At 50.0% G+C, this 18,486-nt stretch carries 19 protein-coding genes; all 19 read right to left on the reverse strand.

Features of this window, described 5'->3' with window-relative positions; genetic code table 11:
• Window positions 1–4: 4 nt before the first annotated feature.
• Window positions 5–328 (reverse strand): hypothetical protein, encoded by a 324-nt coding sequence (locus tag E0E29_RS08260; protein WP_130849472.1) that lies wholly within the window; start codon window positions 326–328, stop codon window positions 5–7.
• Window positions 321–869, reverse strand: coding sequence for an anaerobic ribonucleoside-triphosphate reductase activating protein (gene nrdG, locus E0E29_RS08265; protein ID WP_130849473.1), 549 nt, complete (start codon window positions 867–869; stop codon window positions 321–323). The genes E0E29_RS08260 and nrdG overlap by 8 nt, the downstream gene beginning before the upstream one ends.
• Window positions 866–3,160, reverse strand: a complete 2,295-nt coding sequence (gene nrdD, locus E0E29_RS08270; RefSeq protein WP_130849474.1) for an anaerobic ribonucleoside-triphosphate reductase — start codon at window positions 3,158–3,160, stop codon at window positions 866–868. The genes nrdG and nrdD overlap by 4 nt, the downstream gene beginning before the upstream one ends.
• A 12-nt stretch (window positions 3,161–3,172) precedes the next feature.
• A complete protein-coding gene (locus E0E29_RS08275) occupies window positions 3,173–3,724 on the reverse strand; it encodes a 5' nucleotidase, NT5C type (RefSeq protein ID WP_130849475.1) in 552 nt (183 codons plus the stop codon).
• Complete coding sequence (locus tag E0E29_RS08280) at window positions 3,699–4,262, reverse strand: deoxynucleotide monophosphate kinase family protein (RefSeq protein ID WP_130849476.1); 564 nt, start codon at window positions 4,260–4,262, stop codon at window positions 3,699–3,701. The genes E0E29_RS08275 and E0E29_RS08280 overlap by 26 nt, the downstream gene beginning before the upstream one ends.
• Window positions 4,259–4,939 carry an FAD-dependent thymidylate synthase gene (locus tag E0E29_RS08285; protein WP_130849477.1) on the reverse strand — a complete coding sequence of 227 codons (681 nt, stop codon included), beginning with the start codon at window positions 4,937–4,939 and terminating at the stop codon, window positions 4,259–4,261. Before E0E29_RS08285 ends, E0E29_RS08280 begins: the two co-directional genes overlap by 4 nt.
• 34 nt (window positions 4,940–4,973) lie before the next feature.
• Window positions 4,974–5,561 (reverse strand): cell wall hydrolase, encoded by a 588-nt coding sequence (locus E0E29_RS08290; RefSeq protein WP_130849478.1) that lies wholly within the window; start codon window positions 5,559–5,561, stop codon window positions 4,974–4,976.
• 12 nt (window positions 5,562–5,573) lie between these two features.
• Window positions 5,574–8,942 carry a PHP domain-containing protein gene (locus E0E29_RS08295; protein ID WP_165449841.1) on the reverse strand — a complete coding sequence of 1,123 codons (3,369 nt, stop codon included), beginning with the start codon at window positions 8,940–8,942 and terminating at the stop codon, window positions 5,574–5,576.
• 208 nt (window positions 8,943–9,150) lie between these two features.
• Window positions 9,151–11,106 carry an AAA family ATPase gene (locus E0E29_RS08300; protein ID WP_130849480.1) on the reverse strand — a complete coding sequence of 652 codons (1,956 nt, stop codon included), beginning with the start codon at window positions 11,104–11,106 and terminating at the stop codon, window positions 9,151–9,153.
• Window positions 11,107–11,182: 76 nt separating this feature from the next.
• Window positions 11,183–11,641, reverse strand: coding sequence for an HAD domain-containing protein (locus tag E0E29_RS08305; protein ID WP_130849481.1), 459 nt, complete (start codon window positions 11,639–11,641; stop codon window positions 11,183–11,185).
• On the reverse strand, window positions 11,641–12,408 hold the full coding sequence (locus E0E29_RS08310) for a RecB family exonuclease (RefSeq protein WP_130849482.1): 768 nt from the start codon (window positions 12,406–12,408) through the stop codon (window positions 11,641–11,643). Before E0E29_RS08310 ends, E0E29_RS08305 begins: the two co-directional genes overlap by 1 nt.
• Window positions 12,408–12,845: a single-stranded DNA-binding protein gene (locus E0E29_RS08315; protein ID WP_130849483.1), complete on the reverse strand. Its 438-nt coding sequence runs from the start codon at window positions 12,843–12,845 to the stop codon at window positions 12,408–12,410. Before E0E29_RS08315 ends, E0E29_RS08310 begins: the two co-directional genes overlap by 1 nt.
• On the reverse strand, window positions 12,838–13,443 hold the full coding sequence (locus E0E29_RS08320) for a Sak single strand annealing protein (RefSeq protein ID WP_130849484.1): 606 nt from the start codon (window positions 13,441–13,443) through the stop codon (window positions 12,838–12,840). Before E0E29_RS08320 ends, E0E29_RS08315 begins: the two co-directional genes overlap by 8 nt.
• Window positions 13,444–13,459: 16 nt before the next feature.
• Window positions 13,460–14,071, reverse strand: coding sequence for an HD domain-containing protein (locus E0E29_RS08325; RefSeq protein ID WP_130849485.1), 612 nt, complete (start codon window positions 14,069–14,071; stop codon window positions 13,460–13,462).
• A gap of 68 nt (window positions 14,072–14,139) precedes the next feature.
• On the reverse strand, window positions 14,140–15,714 hold the full coding sequence (locus E0E29_RS08330) for a phosphate ABC transporter substrate-binding/OmpA family protein (RefSeq protein ID WP_130849486.1): 1,575 nt from the start codon (window positions 15,712–15,714) through the stop codon (window positions 14,140–14,142).
• Between the two features lie 6 nt (window positions 15,715–15,720).
• Window positions 15,721–16,536, reverse strand: a complete 816-nt coding sequence (locus E0E29_RS08335) for a hypothetical protein (protein ID WP_130849487.1) — start codon at window positions 16,534–16,536, stop codon at window positions 15,721–15,723.
• Window positions 16,536–17,096 carry a hypothetical protein gene (locus tag E0E29_RS08340; RefSeq protein ID WP_130849488.1) on the reverse strand — a complete coding sequence of 187 codons (561 nt, stop codon included), beginning with the start codon at window positions 17,094–17,096 and terminating at the stop codon, window positions 16,536–16,538. The genes E0E29_RS08335 and E0E29_RS08340 overlap by 1 nt, the downstream gene beginning before the upstream one ends.
• Window positions 17,080–17,721 (reverse strand): ABC transporter ATP-binding protein, encoded by a 642-nt coding sequence (locus tag E0E29_RS08345; protein ID WP_130849489.1) that lies wholly within the window; start codon window positions 17,719–17,721, stop codon window positions 17,080–17,082. Before E0E29_RS08345 ends, E0E29_RS08340 begins: the two co-directional genes overlap by 17 nt.
• Window positions 17,705–18,484: an ABC transporter permease gene (locus E0E29_RS08350; protein ID WP_165449842.1), complete on the reverse strand. Its 780-nt coding sequence runs from the start codon at window positions 18,482–18,484 to the stop codon at window positions 17,705–17,707. The genes E0E29_RS08345 and E0E29_RS08350 overlap by 17 nt, the downstream gene beginning before the upstream one ends.
• Window positions 18,485–18,486: the final 2 nt, after the last annotated feature.

The raw sequence follows: 18,486 nt of genomic DNA on the forward strand, positions 1-18,486 counted from the left end.
CCTCCTATTCGTAACGAATGAAGTGTACGGTGTTAAACTCTTTGCCGGGGAACTCTTTGAGCCGGATAGAGGAGCACCAGCCGCCGACGTGAATCTTTTCAACTTCGTAAACATGACCTTCAGTCAAAAGCTCATGAGCCTGTTTGGAGTCACTGCTTAACCCGGCGTCCAGATCCACGGCTTTAACCTTACATCCACGTTCGCAGTGCAAAACATCGGATTGATTCTCGGCACATTTGCTACATAACCACTCCAACCGGTAATCCAGCGTAATACCATCCAGGAGCTTCCCGCATTTGGGACAGTGAAATTCGAGTTTTTCATTCATAGTGCTCACCTTCGTATAGGACAATTTTCTTTTGTCGCAAGGTTTTCTGTACGTCGATGACCCGCTGATTTGCAGAACCACGCCATTTCAACATCCGGTCAGACAACTCCATTTTGAAGGGGCCGTCAATCACAACATCACATGATGTCAGCAAGGCCATTTGTGCAAATTGGTGATCATCCTCGTCTTTATCCGGGAAAAGAGGGTTATAACAGTCCTCCCAGATAAATCCAGTCCATAGCCACACGGTTTTACCGATTGAATGTGTGTAGAAACAAAGATCAATGAGATCATGAATCCCGCCATAGTCCTGACAAAGTGGATCTCCGCCAAGTAGAGAAAGCCCTGAGATAACAGGGTTGGCAAGCATTTTGTGGATCTCTGCGATAGTCTCCTTTGTGAATGGTCTACCACAGTTAAAATTCTGCTCCTCTGGATTAAAGCAGCCGGGGCAGTGATTCGTACATCCGCTTACGAAGAGGGAGGTGCGGACTCCCTCTCCGTTTGCGATGTCATAGTTGCGGATCTTTGCGTAGTTCATTCGTCGCCGCCCAGGTGAACATAGCGTTCTTTGATCTCTTGCGTTCTGCCCTGATTCCAGTCATTCAGGCCGATGTAGCCGCAGGTACGCCGCGCAATGTTCATCTTACTCTTGTCGGTATTTCCGCAGTTGGGGCACTTCCAGATCAGCTTTCCGCGATCATCGTCCACAATCTCGATTTCCTTATCCCAGCCGCACACCTGGCAATAGTCAGATTTCGTGTTCAGCTCCGCATACATGATGTTGTCGTAGATATACTTCAACACCGTCAGTACGGCGGGAATATTGTCAGAGAGGTTTGCTACTTCGATGTAGCTGATCGCTCCGCCCGGAGAGAGCTTCTGAAACTGAGATTCAAATCTCAGCTTATCAAAAGCGTTGATATGCTCTGTGACGTGGACATGATAGGAGTTGGTAATGTAGCCCTTATCGGTGATGCCCTCGATCACACCAAAGCGCTTTTGCAGACACTTAGCAAATTTATAGGTGGTGCTCTCAATAGGAGTACCGTAGAGAGAATAGTCGATATCCTCAGCGGCTTTCCATGCAGCGCACTTGTCGTTCATGTACTGCATGACCTTGAGGGCAAAAGGTTCGCCGTCAGGATCGGTGTGGCTCTTACCAGTCATCGCCATGACACATTCGTACAGGCCGGCATAGCCCAAAGAGATGGTGGAGTAGCCGCCGTGAAGTAGCTTGTCGATGGTTTCACCCTTTTTCAGGCGAGCCAAAGCGCCGTACTGCCAGTGGATAGGAGAAGCATCGGACAGGGTACCGCTCAAACGCTCATGGCGGATTTGCAGCGCCTTATGACACAGCTCCAGCCGCTCGTCGAAAATTTCCCAGAAAGTATCGTACAGATCCTGGACATCGTTATGGTCGCCGGTTGCCTCCCAAACTTTCAGAGCGCTCAGAGCAACATCGGGGAGGTTGATGGTGACGACTCCCTGGTTGAAACGCCCGTAATACTTGGGCTTGTCGGGCTGATAATTGCCGGCATTGGCAACATTGTCCCAACCGTTACCGGAGCGGTCGGGCGTCAAGAAGCTACGGCATCCCATACAGGTATAGCAATCGCCGCTACCTTCGCTTTCACCCTTGGAGAGCTTGTACTCGCGCATCTTCTTTTCGGAGATGTAGTCGGGTACCAGCCGTTTGGCAGAGCATTTGGCACACAGCTGGGTCAAATACCAGTAGGGAGAATCCTCGGTGATGTTATCCTCTTCCAGCACATAGATCAGCTTGGGGAATGCCGGGGTCGTCCAAACGCCCTTCTCATTTTTGACGCCTTGATACCGCTGCCGCACGACTTCTTCGATGATCATAGCGAGGTCTTTCTTGGTCTGAGGATCGCTGACCTCGTTCAGATACATAAAGACGGTAATGAACGGAGCCTGACCGTTGGTGGTCATGAGGGTAATCACTTGATACTGGATAGTCTGAACGCCCTTCTTTACTTCTTCACGGACACGCTCTTCGACCAGATCAGAGATCACTTTCTCAGGGTCTGCAAAGTTGTCCGGGGAAGAAATTTTCAGGAACTCAGCCTCTACCTGCTTGCGAATCTTTTGCCGGCTCACCTCAACAAAGGGGGCAAGGTGGGACAGGGAGATAGACTGACCGCCATACTGATTGCTGGCTACCTGAGCAATGATCTGGGTAGCGACGTTGCAGGCAGTTGAGAAGGAGTGAGGCTTTTCAATCAAGGTACCAGAAATAACTGTGCCGTTCTGGAGCATATCTTCCAGATTGATCAGGCAGCAGTTCATCATGTGCTGCACAAAGTAGTCGCTGTCATGGAAGTGGATAATGCCCTCTTCGTGCGCCTGCTTAATGTCATCCGGCATAAGCAGACGGTCAGTAATATCGCGGCTTACCTCACCGGCGATGTAGTCTCTCTGGGTAGAGAGGATCGTGGGATTTTTGTTACTATTCTCCTGGATGACCGTTTCATTGACGTTATCCGCAATAGAGAGGATTTTGCCGTCCAGAGAAGAAGCGTTCCGCAGAAGCTCATGTTCATAGCGGTACTTGATATACGCTTTGGCGACTACGAACTCGCCCTCTTTCATCAGCTCAGCTTCCACGTCGTCCTGGATTTCCTCAACAGAAATCGCACGGTTGCGCCGCTGATAGCGGTTATACAAACGGGTGGAGATTTTCTTGGACACTTCGTTCTTATCTCCTACCGCACTGAGCTTTTCAACCTCCGTGAATGCCTTGAGAATGGCGTTGGCAATTTTGCCTTTGTCAAAGTCGGCTTCACGGCCATCGCGTTTAATGACAACCATATAAATTCCTCCTTACAAAAGATAGCTGTGGATAACTTGGTCAATTTCTTCCCACGTGTTTACCCGGAGCGCACCATTGGCTACATGATCAAAGCTACGATTATGGGGACGGTCAAAAAGAATTTTGGTGTATTCGCCGCCAACCAAGTTGTGTGGGGCGTCGTCAATCAAAACATCACCACGCACCATTTGCTTGTTGCAGGCAAAAATGATGTGCTCCCAGTCCAGGAAGGGGAACAACTCTAAAAGCCGTTCCACCTTCGTTTTGCAGGTGTGATAGCTGGATGCAGTTACCATGTAGAGCTGGTGCCCCTCGTCATAGAGCTTTTGAAGAATCTCAACAGAACCGGGGATCGGAGTGATACGCCGCCAAAGCTCGTCATCATGGAGCACGCCGAAGACCTGCTTTTTCGTCAGCGTGGGAAAAGCAAGGGAGATGTCCCAACCGTGAACATCTTCCGGCGTTACGGAGGTGCCATAACGCTCGTTCAGCATTGCGATCCAGCAGTCGCTTAGGTTTTCTACGGTATCGTCGGCATCAAACAGAATTGTCAGTTTCTTCATGGGGTTCTCCTTTGAGAGCGTTGTTCACAAAGTTATTTACGGCCTCTTTGAGATCTTCCAAACTGCCGCTGTTGACGATCGTAGCGTCGTATTGGTAATCGTCCAATGCAGTCTCCGAAGCGTGCTTCTGCTGCTCTTCGGTCAACGGAGACACAAAGTTGGGGCGAACTACCCGCAACAAGATGGCGTCCATGCCGTAGGTCTCATAGATCTCATACTCGTTGGGGAAGCGGGTGTCAGGGATAAGCACGTAATCCCACTCGTCGCAGAAGATGTCGAGGATGCTGACAATAAAATCTACCCAGTAATCAGGAGAGACAGCGCGGATTTTGTCAGTACCGACACGCTGGAGAAGCGTACGCCCCTTTTCATCCTTCTTGCCGTCCCAGCCAAAGAAGGTCTTACATACGTACTTGACCAGATCACCGTAGTGAGCAATCAAAACACGGTTGCCTTGGGCTTTCAAAGCCTCTTCCAAAAGTTTGGCGGTGGTGTCTTTGCCGTGCTGGGCTTTGCCCGAAATGCAAACGATTTTCATTCCGCAGCTCTCCTTCCTTTTCTGCCGCAAGACTTCTTCTCCCGGCAGAACCCGAAGTATTCGCACTTCGGCATAAAGTAGTGATCGACCAGATATGCCCACTCGTCGGAATACTCTCTCAGAGCATTACCAACATCAGCAAACAGGCCGCGATACTCGTGATAAGCTCTGTTGCATTCCCGCTGATGTGACATATCAATCAGGTTGCGGAGATTGTGCTTACACACGATCTTGGTACCCATGCCCAGAGGAAGCCCAAGCGCAGAATCCTCTCTGGGGATACCAAGCCCTTCCAACATCTTCAAGCCAGTCTGGATACAGCTCATAATCCAGTCGTAGACTTTGGCGGCGGCGGAGTTGCCCGCAATGCTGGGAGGCGTTACATAATCGAAGCCGCTTTCATAGTCGATGTATCTGGTACTGGCCTGCAATCTGGTGGGAGCACCGCCGATGTGGGTGTACCACTCGCGGATCACTCTGGCAGAATAGCCGTCCAGGATCATATAGACATCCGGGAACTCAAACGTTCTACCGTGCTCGCTCTCCAAGCAATCCAAGCCGCGCTTGTAGTTTTTTTCGGGGTCGCTGATATCTGCACCCCAGCAGACACCAGCTTCCTCACCGATCATGGAAATGGGGTTCTTATAGGTGAACCGCTGAATTGTAACTGTTCCCATGTTGATCCTCCTTGTTTAATTTACTTTGTTGCTATTAAGTATAAGTGCGAAAGACATGATCGCCGATCGTCTTATAATAGCTACCATAGGTCAAACATCCGGTAGAAAAGTACACCACATCGGTGTTCAAATCCAAAGCCGGATAGCCGGCAAGAGCAGCTTCTACTGCTTCCATCTGCTCAGGCTCATAGTGACTTCCCACTGCAAACTGGTAGGGTGCAAGGAGAATATCACTGATACTGCCGGAATACGCTTCGTGCATATAGCGGTTAAGCGCTACCTGTACCACGGCAACCTGACCATCAAAGCTCTGGTTTCCTGCCTCGCTGTAGGCCATACACGCCAGCAGCTCTTTTTCGGTGTCCGTGGGTGACAGTTCTGCATATGGGTTAGGGTCTGCCTCGGGTTCTGCCGGTTCTTCCTCAATAGGAATAGGCGTAGGTGTGGGCGACACTTGAAGCGGTGCAGAGTAAACACAAAGTTCCGTTTCGATGGGGACTTGTGGTGTTTCCTCCTCTTTGTTCGGGACGAACGACATTGCACTCAGAGATCCGCAGACTACCAAGAAACACAGCGTCGCCCTGAGAACTTTCTTGAACCATTTCGATTTCGTCTCGTACATTGAAAATGCCTCCTAAATTACATAGTCGTAGTTGTACAAATACAGATACCCACGCCGCTCGCCCCATCCATTCATAGGAACATAAATGGTGTCGTAGCGTTGAAGCGGTTTGCGATCGTAGAGTTCTGAGTAGATTGTCCACCGATTTGTTTTTCCCGTGCCAATCGACCGCACCTGCAAGGCGTAAGCCCAAATCTCTTTGGTTTTCTTGCTCCGCAAGGGGTAGACATCCAGAATAACCAGTTTTCGCTGATCTTCTTTTTTATTGGTGGTCAGGTCGATATAGCCCAGGTTTTCCAACTGGATCTGCATTTTGCTTTTCAGGTCGAAATCCTGAATGTGCATATCCCTGACCATCACTTCCAAATGCCGAAGTAATCCGGGCAAATCGGTGAAAGTATAGCTTTTAGCTGGCTGGCCGCTTTTAGACTTATCAGTTGCATACTGGGCGATTATAGGTTCCAATACAGCCGTTACCTTGTCCTTGGAGATCTTCTTCATCGTTCCGTTCTTGAAGAAAGAGAAGAAGTCCACCATACGCAACAACTCTTTGGAATTGCCATACTCGGCAAAGTAGTCGATCTTCACCAAAATATCCCGCTGCCGTGTATCCAAGTGTGTTTTCTCGTCCAACTGCATAAGCAAGTCCATGAAAGACTCAGGCTTGCCGGCCTTTGCCAGCTCATAGAGTTCGTTGGCAATATCGGCATTCATGTACTTTACAGAAGAAATACCCTTGGCGATAACCTTCTCTTCGGTATTCAGCAAATATTTATCCTTGGAAAGGCCAAAACGCGGCGGGACAATTCTGATACCGTAAAGCGTTGCCAGCTCGTTTCCGTTCTTCACATCTTCCTCGCCGTTGGCATTGTTAAGGTAGGCTGTGATGAACTCATACGGATGGTAGTACCGCAGATAAGCGCACAGATAGCCAATCATGCAGTACCCGACTGAATGGTTGTAACCAAACATATAGCTGGAAGCGTCCTGGATGATCTGTAAGAACTCCTTTGCTTCCTGCTCTGCAACTTCACGGGGTTGCGGTGACTTTTCACAATATCCCTCAAGAATTTGCGGGAGAGCTTTTTTCAACCGCTCTTCGTCTTTTCGTCCGATAGCGCGGCGGGTGTTATCTGCATCTGACCCGGAAAAGCCGCAAATTTGCTGTAGGAACTTGATAACGTCCTCTTGGTAAATAAGATAGCCGTTGTTATCTGCCAAAAGTTCGTCAATAATGGGGGAGGGATTCTTGTGAGGCTTGTGCTGCATAAGGTCGTCACGGTACGACGCGCCCGAAGGACGAAGCGCCGCTGTAACAAGGCTCATGTCGAAAATGCTGTGCGGCTCGTATTGTCTGAGCATCTGGAACGCAAACTCTCCTTCAAACTGGAAGATACCAATGGGAGATCTCAGCATATCCTTCCAGACAGCCTCATCATTCCAGTTGATTTCGTGAGACTTCGGGTAGGGCTTACCCAGCAGCTCATAAGCGTCTTTGATAATCTCGATGTTTTTCAACCCGAGAATGTCATACTTGACCAAGCTGACCTCATGCACGCACTCCATGTCAATCTGCAGGATTTCCTTACCGTCAGAGATAAACGTACCGTAGTTATCTCGGAGGGTAATAGGACTTGCCACAATACCGGCAGGGTGCATAGACTGAGAGATCGCCACGTCAAGAAGCCCGTCGTAGTAGTAGAATACTTCGGGATACTTTTCCCGAGCTGCCGCCTCGTCTGCCTCAAACTCCTTTTTGATATTGGCGCTTGCCTTACCAGCCCAGGGGTTCTTAGCAAAAATCCTTTCGTTTTCCTCTTTGAGTTTTGTGTACTCTTTGGAAAACTGCTTGATCAGCTCGGCGCGGGGGATATCCTTCATGCGGCTGGGCAAAAGAAGATTGCCAGCCTCATCAAAGAAATACGGGCTAAATCCGTCTCGCGCATCTCCAAAAACGATCTTTACGTTCTTATCTTTGAGCTGTGCCATCACTCTACGGAACTCTTTCTCGTCCCGTTGATGTTCACGATTCCAACGCAGTGCCAAAGCACGGCAGATCTCGTCAATACAGCCTTTGGATTTGATAGTGCCGATCGCCAGAATAAACGCGGTCTTTTCTTGACCAAAACGGTTGATGATGTAGTCGTAAACCAGATCGCGCTGGGAAGGGGACACGTCGATATCAATATCGCCAATCTCCTTACGATCTTCGTTACAGAAGCGACTGAACACTGTATGCCATGTCTCAGGATTGAGGTCTGTTGTGTTGGTGACATAAGCTACACGAGATCCACCACAGGAGCCACGATTGAAGCCGATAGGGATACCATGAGATTTACACCACGTCACCAATTCGCTCATGAAAAGCATGAAGCCGGACATCTCAATTTTGTCAAAGACCCGACATTCCTCAGCAATGGCTGCTTTGAACGGTTCGACCTGCTCTGGAGTGATAGCGCCCTCTTTGATCTTTGCTTGTAGGTTATCGTCAAGAACTTGATGAAGCACCTCTCGATCGCGTTCGCCATAGAGAATGGGGTACTTGAAAGAGATATCCAACTCAAACGGCTCTACAGAGTCGGCCATACGGTTGGTATTCTCAATGGCCTCCAAATACATTGCTTCCGGCAAGGCGTCCTGCGTTGCGAACATTGCCACCAGCTCATCATAGGACTTATAGGTAAGGTCAAACGTATCTTCGTCGGCAAACTCGATGTGTTTACTCAACTGCAAGATCGTTCGGCACTCAGCCTTGTATTTGTTGAGGCTATGAGTATCGGTACCTGCAATGAGCGGGATGCCGTATTTCTGAGACATTTCCGCCAGGTGGCGATTGTAGGCCACCTGCTCCGGGTGGTCGTGCGCTTGGATTTCCAGATAGTCGTAGTGTTTCAGCAGCCGCTCATACATAGGATGGGTAATGCTCATGCGATTCAGCGGGGAAGCAAGACAGGCGCTGATCTTAATAACGTTACTGGAAATACCAAGAAACTCATCAAACGTGATACGGGGTTTGTAGTAAAAGTGGTCGTCCTGGCTTGATCGGCTGATCAGCTCGTTCATCTCCTGAAGACCAGCATAGTTCTTGGCAATCAAGATGGTGTGGTAGTTATCGCGTACCTTGTTCTGCTCTCCGGTGCGTGGATCGGTAAGCAATAGCTTTTCAGTCAAATAGACTTCGCAGCCATGCAGGTACTTCAAGCCGGCCTTATCACAGGCCATCTTTTTGGCGACCCACTGATAGATGTTGCCATGCTCCGTAAAAGCAATAGCAGTCTGCCCCAGCTCGACAGCCTTAGCGATATAGTCTTCAAACTTCGTCGCACTGTCTAACAGCGACAATTCAGTATGGACATGGTATGCTGTATAGTTACCGCTCAATAAGATCACCTCCTATTGTGCCACGGCCCGTCAAAGGTATCGTCAACGCAAAAGTTTTTCAGACAGTCTTCACATACAAGGTGAGAACACGCCCTACGAACTCGGCCTGTCTTATACATAGTGCCGTTGGCAACCTTCGTCTCTTCTTCTGTAAACCAAACAGGGATAAGGCTACCGCCACAGTCACATACTCCGAAATCCACCATAGTTAGCCCTCTCTGTCGTTCACCGCTCCAAACGCTTCGTCTTCAGAGGCACGCTCTTCAGCAAGCAGCTGAGGAGGAAGAGGCAAAGGCTCTTTGTACTCCTTCTTATCCCAAGAGAAACGACGGTCATACTCGTCCATATCGCCGAAGAAACGGCGGGAAGCGGGATCGTAATAGAGGCCAACGTCGATATTCTGCCGGCCAAACATACGGTCTTTGACGATAGTTACGATCACATCGTACTTGAGCAACTGGCGACGCTTCTCAGAATATTTCGCAGCATTCTCACGCTCTGCGTCCGTCACTCGCCGCAGGCCAATAGTCCGATGTGCCAGGTTCACGATATTACTGGTGCCGGCGATATCATAGATACCTACATTGGTTCCGGCGTCCATCTTTCGAGGGTGGCAAACAAGGATCACAGCTACTTGATACTTCTTAGCAAACTCAATGAGCTTTTTAATCGTATCTGTCTGAGAGCGCAGCTCCTCTTCGCTGGTTTCAGTGTCAATACACATGAAGTTGTCGAGGATCAGGCAACGGGCACCGTACTTCCGAACGGTATCCGTCATAGAGGCGATGAGCTTATCCAGTGTGTTGTCGTAGTCATCACGATAGATATGCCAACGCCCTTTATAGGTCTTGTTGATCTCGGCAAGCGTCGTCGTGGAAATCTTCTTGTAAGGATTGCCCCGACGAGAGATAGCATCTGTGATATTGCGGGGGCCGGCGAAAATGTAGTTAAACCAGGACTTTTCTACACCGTTGGGAAGTTCGCCGCTGAAAAGCCACGTGCCGATGTCATTATCGAGAGAGTTACACGCGAGCTGAGTAAGGAGACTGCTCTTACCAGATCCGGGCTGACCACTCACAATAGTAAGCGTTCCGAAAAAGAGCCGCATCAGCTCATCATCAATGGCTTTCAGTCCGGTAGTCACACCGTCAACATCCTCATACTCGGTCGGCTCGACATCAGAAAGGTCAGCTACGGAAGGAACAGGGGAGTCCTTAGCGTCCAAGATCAGCTCCAACACTTTGTCTTTGCCGCAAACGTAAAGGATCTCATTCAGATCTTTTGTTACCCGTCCAGTATTTCCAATGGGGATTGCCGGGATGTCTACGACCTTTGTTCGCCAGCTACCCAACCGGGGAACGCATTCTTTCTGCATTTTCACGCCGGCGTCATCGTTGTCGGCGCAAATGATAATGCTCTCAAACTGATCGAGCCATTCCAGGTTTTCGTCGATCCAGTGGAGGTTTGAACTGCCCAGAGGGACGGAAACAGCATTTTTGAATCCTGCCTCAATCGCGCTAAGGCAATCCGGCTCGCCCTCACAGATCAGAAGGGGAGAATTAACGTTGATACGGTTCATGTTGAACAGCAACGGAGCCGTATCAGAGTTTTGCTGGCACCAGCACTTTGCTTGACCATGCTGGACTTTATGCGACGGTTTGTATTTCACCATCGTCAACACATCGTTCGTGTCGTAGTAATTGAATACCGCGTTTCCCTCGGAGTCCTGCCGCACATCGAGAGCATCCAGCGTCTCACGACTGATCTTGCGCTGCTCAAAATATGCGTACACTTTGGATTTATCAGTGCAGGGAACCTCATGGGGATATCTATAATGCCGTTTGGTTTTTACGCCCAGCTCTCCGAAAGAGTAGGGCATTTCGGCAAGCTCGAAAAGTTTCTTACAGGCTTCGGCATAAGTCGCGCCTTTATACATGAAAACGTCCAGAATGTCATAGCTACGGCCACAACTACCGAAACAACGAAAGTTGAATGCTTTCTTGTTGTAAATGAAGGAAGCGTGATCCTCCTGATGGAAGGGGCAGCAACACTTCATGTTTTTCTCATCGAAATCGGTAATCCCCAGTTCTTCGACGATAATCTGAGCGTTACGATCTCCGAGCTTTTCTTTGGCCTGCAAAATTGCTTCTCTATCAATCTGCACGGGTAAAATCACCTCAGTTCTTCGGTAAGCCCGCCCACTTCATGTGGACGGGTCTTATCCGAATGAAATCCGTCTTTCATTTGCCGTTCAAGATGCGGATAGCACTCTCGGCCTCCTCAACACCGAGTCCCCGACGCATTACCGTCTGAACCCAGTGATCTTTGTTCGGCTCGATATCTGTCCGGTCGTCCAGAATTACGAAGTCTCCGACCTCGCTATGTTCTTTTAACCAGCAGTCAATTTCCATACCTCTGTGACAGGATGGCAGCTCCGGCGTAAAGCCATAAAGACGAACCCCGTATTTCAACAGCTCTGCTTCCAGCTCCAGATAGTCTCCGTTGTATCTCGGGTCATCTCGGTCGTATCTCCAATCACTGGAAAGAACGACCTTAGCTCCTGTCATGTTAATGATGTGCTTCAGGTTCTTCATTTGCCTGTTGTCAACAAACGTATAGCCGCTTTGGGTTTTGCGGGCTGTACGATCACTGTTGAGCACACCGTCAACGTCGAGGAAAATTACCTTGATCTTTCCCATCACTCATATTCCTCCGTAACATATTGGCTGGAATGCTCGCAATGCTCGCGCACAGAACACAGGTAGTCACAAAAGAAACGGTCAGGTTTGGCAGGAAAGCTCCTTGCCTTATAGATGTCGTCAATGGAACGCAGGAACCAGTCTATGTCCTCCTGAGCAGTTACGATGTTGAATGGATCTCTGTCCAAGATACCTTCACGGAACTTATTGAACCAAAGTTCATGCGGCCACTCACCGTAGACCTCTTTGACCCGTACTGCATACAAGTTCAGTTGGCGGAGATATTTGCGGCGTTCCTCTCTGGATTTCCATTTGCCCCGGCTTTTGTGATCGCAAACAATCAGCCCAGACCTATTACGAAGCACCAGATCTATAATACCTACCACTGGTCTGCCGCCCAGTGTAGAGGTATACCGATCTTCGACCGCAAGCACTTTTTCTTCGTCTCCCAGTTGTCCACCGAAATTATCGAAGTATTCCATACCGCGCTCATAGTAGCTACCTTCCAGTCGGGGAAATGGAAACCGTTCTGTAACTGCTCTTGCGTATTCCTTCTCATAGAGGCCGGATAAATCCCACAGCTCGACCTGCTGACGAAAATATCGCTCTAAAAGCGAGTGCGCCAGTGAACCCCATTGAGCAAAAGCGTTGTCCACGCGATCCATGCACTGGAGGTAAGTAAGGTCAAACATACGCGGGCACTGATCAAAACTGCTAACGCGGGAGTATGACCAGTCCATAGCGTCCAGGAGAAAAGAATTATCCATCAGAAGGGCAGCTCTCCATCTTCCTCACCGACATTTGCGAAGTCGCTGTTCTGAGAAGGAGCGGTAGCATATCCGGTGGTGGGAGCAGAGGCGTTGTCAGAAGTCTCGCTGTCCTTCTTGGAATCGCCGAAATAGACGTTCTCGGCAATGATGTCTACGGCAGAACGCTTGTTGCCGTCCTTATCGGTGTAGTTGCGCTTCTGCAGCCGACCGACAACAACGATCATGCGCCCCTTGCCAAAATACTTGCCAACGAAATCCGCCGTAGAGCGCCACGCAGTCACATCGAAGAAGTCCGTCTCGCGCTCATTGTTCTGCTTGTTCACGATGTCGCGGTCGCAGGCGATAGAAAAGCTGCACACGGAGATGTCACTGTTTACCTTCTTGATCTCAGGATCGCGGGTAAGACGACCCATGATGATTACCTTATTAAGCATTGTGCTTTACCTCCAGTTTCTTGATCTGCTCAACGACTTTCTGAGCCGTTGCGATATCCTTGATAGCGTTGGGGTTCTTCACACCGGCAACACTTTCGATAGCCTTGTAGATGGTGTCTTTGGACACACCGGCTTCCAGCTTTCCGGCAACAACGCTCAGGATCTCCTGTTTCACATCGTCCAGATCGTCTTCCTTCTTCTTGCGGGCGGCGCTGGACAGCTCCTCACCCGTCCAAAGAGACAGACCCAGGCCGTGCAGAGCAGCACACTTGACCAAGCAGCGCTTGATAGACTTCTCTGCATCGGCAGAGGTGATCGTGTCGATGGGAATAGACTTGTTACGGAAATCCATAACAGCCAGAGACTCCGTTTCAGTCTGGTCGTTGATGGTGATAGATACCTCTACCCAGGCGGTCTTTCCGTCCGTATGGTAAATGCAGCCGTCAGCGGCCTTGTTGATGGTAAACTTGGCACTGGGGAAGAGGGATTTCACGATCATCCATGCCTTAGACCAAGGTAGGTAGATGATCCTATCCTTCTTCTTGAGGTGCTCCGTGATGTCGTACTCGTTCAGAATTTGAAAAACGCTTTTTTCCATGTTAGCCTCCGTTGATTTACTTTGTTGCTAAACCCTCGACAAGATAGGTAGCCTCCATATCAGCCAAATGTGTCATGACTGCCAGCGGGTAAGTTTCAAAAGCATTGCCCATACCGTAATCCCCGCCTTTGACTGCACAATCAAAGCTGCCCATATGCCAGCGGATTGCAACAATTTCGTCACGTGTGAGCTTGATGAAGCTCTGCAGGATGATGACAGATTTCTCGCCATGACCAAGTGGGAGACGATCTTCCGTTTTGTAGAACGGCTCCTTATGCCATGCGCCCGTAACATCATCCTTGACGTTCCGAGAGCTGACGGTGTAGTAGTTTACCTTCGTCAGATCGTGGAACAACGCAGTGACCGCCACCGTCTCCGGTGAGATCTCCAGTTCAGGATAGCGAGCCACAAACCCAGAGAGCTTGTCATACACATTGAGGCTATGCTCCAGCAGCCCGCCAGTATAGTTGCCGTGGAAGCGCGTGCTTGCCGGCGCAGTATAGAAGTCAGAACGTTCCAACCACGCCATCAGGTCTTCCATACCCGGACGATTGATAGTAGCGCAAATTTCAACGAACCGTTTTTTCAGATCGTCCAAATTTGCGATTTCTACATTCACTACATCCATATTGACCACTCCTTTATTATGTTGGTGCCCCGAGGAGGGGACAACGCCCCTCCTCGTAAGGCGCAGGATTACTCTTCGATGATTTTGAAGAACACGTCGGTTCTACGGTTCAGGTAGGCATCGGCAGAACCGGGATCTGCAACCATCTTCGTGTTGCCATTGCCGACCGTAATCAGACGGTTCGGATCAATACCACAAGCGATGAAATACTTGGCAACAGCCTTTGCACGTTCAGCAGACAGCGCCTGTCCAGAGTCGGAGTAGTTGCGGGCATTGATATTGCCCTCCACCTGGATAATCGCGCCATCCAGAGTATTGGCGATAGAAACGAACTCATCCATGATGGCGTATGCCTCTTCGGGGTTCTTGAACTGAGCGGTATCAGCCACAAACTCAACGGTCATGGATTTGGTCAGCAGCGCCTCATAATTGACGATTTCCTGCTTCTGCTCCTCGGTCAGCTCAACGGGCTTGCTGGTAGAGGTAGAGGTAGAAGAATACTTGCTTGCCAGAGGGAGCAGATACTGGTTATCAAAGAGTGTCATAGCCACCTTGCGATTGACCGTCTCACCCAAAGACTCCCAGATATCACACATATCGAAGTAGACAGAAGGAGCAGTGGAGTCCAGCACTTCCTTATTCTCGGCGTAGCCCATCATTTCGGCATCGCCGCACTGAGCCTTAATCTCCTCGTCGGGAACGCCGGCGAACATAGGCATGACAGAACGGATGTAGTCAAACTCAGTGGTATACATTGCGTTGGCTTGGAAGATACCATCAATAAAGGCGGTCACAACGTCGGGGTGTGCCTGGGCAAAGTCGGAACGGAATACGATACCGTCCATAATCAGGCTCTTAGAGGCTGCGGTAGAGAACATGATGTGCGCATCGCCGTTTTCGGTCGCATAGGACAGGTAAGGCTGCCAAGTCGCTGCCACGTCCAGCTGGCCGGCGAAGAACGCCTCGCCCGTCTCAGACGCATCGTCAAAGAGGATCATATTATCAATGATAGACTGCTTGTCAGCATCGGACAGGTCACTCTTATTAACAAACCATGCCACAAGTGTCTGGGCTTCGCTGAATCTGGGAACGCCGATCTTCTTGCCCAGCAGATCATTTACGGTGTTAATACCGGACTTAGCAATAATGCCGTCGCCACCAGCGGAGTAGTTGGTGAATACCGGCATTACCACATCCAATCCGGCCTCCTGGAACTTACCAGATAGGAACGCGGCACGGTTGGTGGTATAACCTGCAGCATTCAGCTCTCCGGTAATCAAAGCGTTGCTGCTGGCAGTTGCGTCATTGATGATATTGATGTTAACCTTAATGCCCAACTGGTCGAAAATTGAACCGGGTTGCGTGGTCAAGCCCTGGTTAGCGTCGATAATAGGTTTCCAGCCCACCCACTCATCCAGAGATAGGTTAATCACGGGATCAGAGGTGTCCGTCTTGCCGGCGGAGGGCTTTGTCGTGGACTTCTGGGACGTGCTGCCAGACTGGGTGCCCGAACTGATGGGTTTGTCGTCTGCGATGTTGTTCTTGTAGTAGTTGTAGCCGAAGCCGCCGATACCAGCGAGGAGCGCCAGCACGATGACGAAGATCACCACACGGCCAGCGGTAGTGAGTTTCATTCTCTTCATGGTAAGTTACTTCCTTTCCTCTTTCACTTTGGATTTAGGAGCGTCGAAGGTGACGCCAGACCGTGAAGCCTGAATAGCCGGCTTCCCGTTATACTTTGTGGCGAGAGACTGCAGGTAAGCATCCGACTGAGCTTTCGCCGCATTTTTCTCAGCCATTGACATTTTGGTGGTGGTACGGCTTGCGTGAACGACAATCGCACCATCAACCTCTTTGCGAAGATCCTCCGCTCCGTCCCGGACACTGCCCAAGAGCTTATCAGTGGCAGAGTCCCGGCGCAGTTCGTCCAGATCGTCCAAGAGATCCTTCATGTTGCCACGGAGTTTCATTTCCTCGACAGTCATACGGCTCTGCTTTTTCAGCTCGCGGAGCTTCTTGTCGTACGCTTCATAAACGGTCTGAGCCTCTTTTACCATAGGTTCAATCTCTCGCAGGTATCCCTCTTTCTGGGAGATTTCAAACAGGATTTCCTCACGCCTGGTTGAAAAAATGGCAGCATCGGCCATATTGCCAGATCTGACCAGAGACTCACACTTTGATTCAACGTCCTTCAGTTCTCCATATAGCTTGTTGAGGTTCTTCTGGACGGAGGATTGCTCGCCCACAAACCGATTCAGGGTGTCACCAGCCTTGTTGTAACGCTCCTGCACTTCCTCAATGGCTTGCTGGAAAACAGCCTTTGCACCCTCGGGTGTCTTGGCGATATCCTCCACGAAGATGTTGAGGAACCCTCCAACGAGGACTTTCAGCTTACCCCGGACACCGGGGAAGATGATCAGGGCGAGCACAAATACAACCGCTACCGCTCCAATCACAATGCCCATTACTGTGCTCCTTCCTTACCGGCAACGCCGTTCGCAAACTCCAAGAGTTGACTGATAGCTTCTTTTTCCTTCTGGATGGCGGCGCTGGAATCAGAGGTTTTTTGCTTGGAGTCCTCAATTCTGGCTTCCGCCTGCTCGATCAGAGACTTCAGATGTTCGATATCCGCCTCGGTCTCAGCGATCAGCGCATCGTTTTCCGCCCTGATACTATCCTCGGCAGCGTCCAAGGCGCGACCACGCTTCAGACCGTCCTCAATGAGATCATCCACATTGATCCCGTTGACGCTGAGAATGCCGGCGATGGACGCCTGTTTCTTGGCCTTAGTCATATCCTGGGGCAGAATGTCGATATACGCTTTGATCTTGAAGATCGAGTTCTCATCGTCGATATCGCCCTGCTGATAGACGGATGCGATCACATCATCATAGGACACCTGAGTAGCGTCAATTACCGGCGTCTCAGGCGCGTACATAGGCTCGGATACGGGTTGCATAGGGATTTCAGGCATACCTTCGTATTCGGTACGAACCAGTCCCATGCGTTCAAATAAACCTGCCATGGTTTGTTACAGCTCCTCTCGTTTCAAATTTGATTATTTTATCGCACATTTTGAACGCCTCGTCCTGGCTGTGCGTTACCATAATGATTGTGTTGCCTGTCTCAGCATGGACATCCAAAATCAAACGCTGCATTTTGCTACGGGTTTTGTCGTCCAAAGCGGATAATGGTTCATCCATAAGTAGGTATTTCGGCTTGACATACAGTGTTCTCGCCAACGCAAGGCGCTGTTGCATACCACCTGATAGCTGAGACGGCCATTTATCTGCATACTGCTCTAACCCAACCGCTGCAAGTACCTTGATAGCGTCATCGCGGCTACGGAGTTTTTTGTCCCGTTGGGCAATCAGCACATTCTCCGTGCAGGAAAGCCATCCGAAGTTGGAATAGCGCTGGTGCATCATGTACACAGGGTTCTTGTCGGCGTTCCGATAGGTAGTGCCATCAATGACAACCTCACCATGAACAGGGTGAAGAAGGCCAGAGATGGTTTTGAGGAGGGTCGTCTTACCGGCACCAGACTTCGCCAAAATACCGTAAATCAAACCGTCGTCAAACTCCTGGTCGATGTGCTCCAGAATTGCTTCGCCGTTGTACCCAATAGCCAGATCATTCAACTTGATCATCGCAGTACCTCCACTGGAATATCTTTCGGATCAGCAAGTTCCCCAGCTTGTCAAAAACGAAGCTGAACAACATGATTACGATGATTGCCCCGAACACCACGGCGGTACGACCTCTGGCGGAGCTTACATTGATGATGAAGCCCAAGCCGTACTTAGCGTTGGTTGCCTCTACCACGGCGCAGTATGTCCAGCCAATGCCATACATCATAAGGAACGTACTGAATATTGAAGGGAGCGATGCGGGGAGCAGGATTTCTTTGATTGTCTCCCAACTGGTCATTCCGATTGTCTTGCCCGTATCCATCAGATCTTGCGGTACGTCGTTAAAGCAAAGCAGGATCGACGGCAGCAAGTAGACAAACGTTGCAATAAATAGGAACGAAATTTTCATCTGCTCCCCAATCCCAAACCATAGGATCAGGAGCGGAGAAAATGCGGTTACGGGAACATACCGCAGGAAGGAAACAACCGGCATGATAGTTTCCTTGATAGGTTTCACGCCATAAATCAGAAGGGAGAGGGGAATTGCTACCAGCATAGAAAGAGCAGACGCACCAGTAATCCGCAGGAAAGAGTAGGCAAGTCCTTTTTGCAACTGGCCTGTCTCTGCCAACCCGACGATTGCTTCCCAGACAGTAGCAGGGGCGGGGATAAACAGCGGTTGGGTGAAGCACGAGGCCACATACCAGACGGCAATGAAACAGGCCAATAAAACCGCTCCCCGTATGCAGTTTTTCGCACGCCGTTTGACTGAAGTTTTCATTT

This window comes from Intestinimonas timonensis (genome assembly GCF_900626145.1).
Classification (GTDB): domain Bacteria; phylum Bacillota; class Clostridia; order Oscillospirales; family Oscillospiraceae; genus Intestinimonas; species Intestinimonas aquisgranensis.

What these genes read in the sequence shown, in the direction of transcription:
- E0E29_RS08290 (WP_130849478.1), bottom strand. Translation starts at nt 5,561, where the DNA reads ATGTACGAGACGAAATCGAAATGGTTCAAGAAAGTTCTCAGGGCGACG.
- E0E29_RS08275 (WP_130849475.1), bottom strand. Translation starts at nt 3,724, where the DNA reads ATGAAGAAACTGACAATTCTGTTTGATGCCGACGATACCGTAGAAAAC.
- E0E29_RS08335 (WP_130849487.1), bottom strand. Translation starts at nt 16,536, where the DNA reads ATGGGCATTGTGATTGGAGCGGTAGCGGTTGTATTTGTGCTCGCCCTG.
- E0E29_RS08315 (WP_130849483.1), bottom strand. Translation starts at nt 12,845, where the DNA reads ATGCTTAATAAGGTAATCATCATGGGTCGTCTTACCCGCGATCCTGAG.
- E0E29_RS08345 (WP_130849489.1), bottom strand. Translation starts at nt 17,721, where the DNA reads ATGATCAAGTTGAATGATCTGGCTATTGGGTACAACGGCGAAGCAATT.
- E0E29_RS08280 (WP_130849476.1), bottom strand. Translation starts at nt 4,262, where the DNA reads ATGAAAATCGTTTGCATTTCGGGCAAAGCCCAGCACGGCAAAGACACC.
- E0E29_RS08340 (WP_130849488.1), bottom strand. Translation starts at nt 17,096, where the DNA reads ATGGCAGGTTTATTTGAACGCATGGGACTGGTTCGTACCGAATACGAA.
- nrdG (WP_130849473.1), bottom strand. Translation starts at nt 869, where the DNA reads ATGAACTACGCAAAGATCCGCAACTATGACATCGCAAACGGAGAGGGA.
- E0E29_RS08330 (WP_130849486.1), bottom strand. Translation starts at nt 15,714, where the DNA reads ATGAAGAGAATGAAACTCACTACCGCTGGCCGTGTGGTGATCTTCGTC.
- E0E29_RS08310 (WP_130849482.1), bottom strand. Translation starts at nt 12,408, where the DNA reads ATGGATAATTCTTTTCTCCTGGACGCTATGGACTGGTCATACTCCCGC.
- E0E29_RS08285 (WP_130849477.1), bottom strand. Translation starts at nt 4,939, where the DNA reads ATGGGAACAGTTACAATTCAGCGGTTCACCTATAAGAACCCCATTTCC.
- E0E29_RS08305 (WP_130849481.1), bottom strand. Translation starts at nt 11,641, where the DNA reads ATGGGAAAGATCAAGGTAATTTTCCTCGACGTTGACGGTGTGCTCAAC.
- nrdD (WP_130849474.1), bottom strand. Translation starts at nt 3,160, where the DNA reads ATGGTTGTCATTAAACGCGATGGCCGTGAAGCCGACTTTGACAAAGGC.
- E0E29_RS08260 (WP_130849472.1), bottom strand. Translation starts at nt 328, where the DNA reads ATGAATGAAAAACTCGAATTTCACTGTCCCAAATGCGGGAAGCTCCTG.
- E0E29_RS08350 (WP_165449842.1), bottom strand. Translation starts at nt 18,484, where the DNA reads ATGAAAACTTCAGTCAAACGGCGTGCGAAAAACTGCATACGGGGAGCG.
- E0E29_RS08325 (WP_130849485.1), bottom strand. Translation starts at nt 14,071, where the DNA reads ATGGATGTAGTGAATGTAGAAATCGCAAATTTGGACGATCTGAAAAAA.
- E0E29_RS08320 (WP_130849484.1), bottom strand. Translation starts at nt 13,443, where the DNA reads ATGGAAAAAAGCGTTTTTCAAATTCTGAACGAGTACGACATCACGGAG.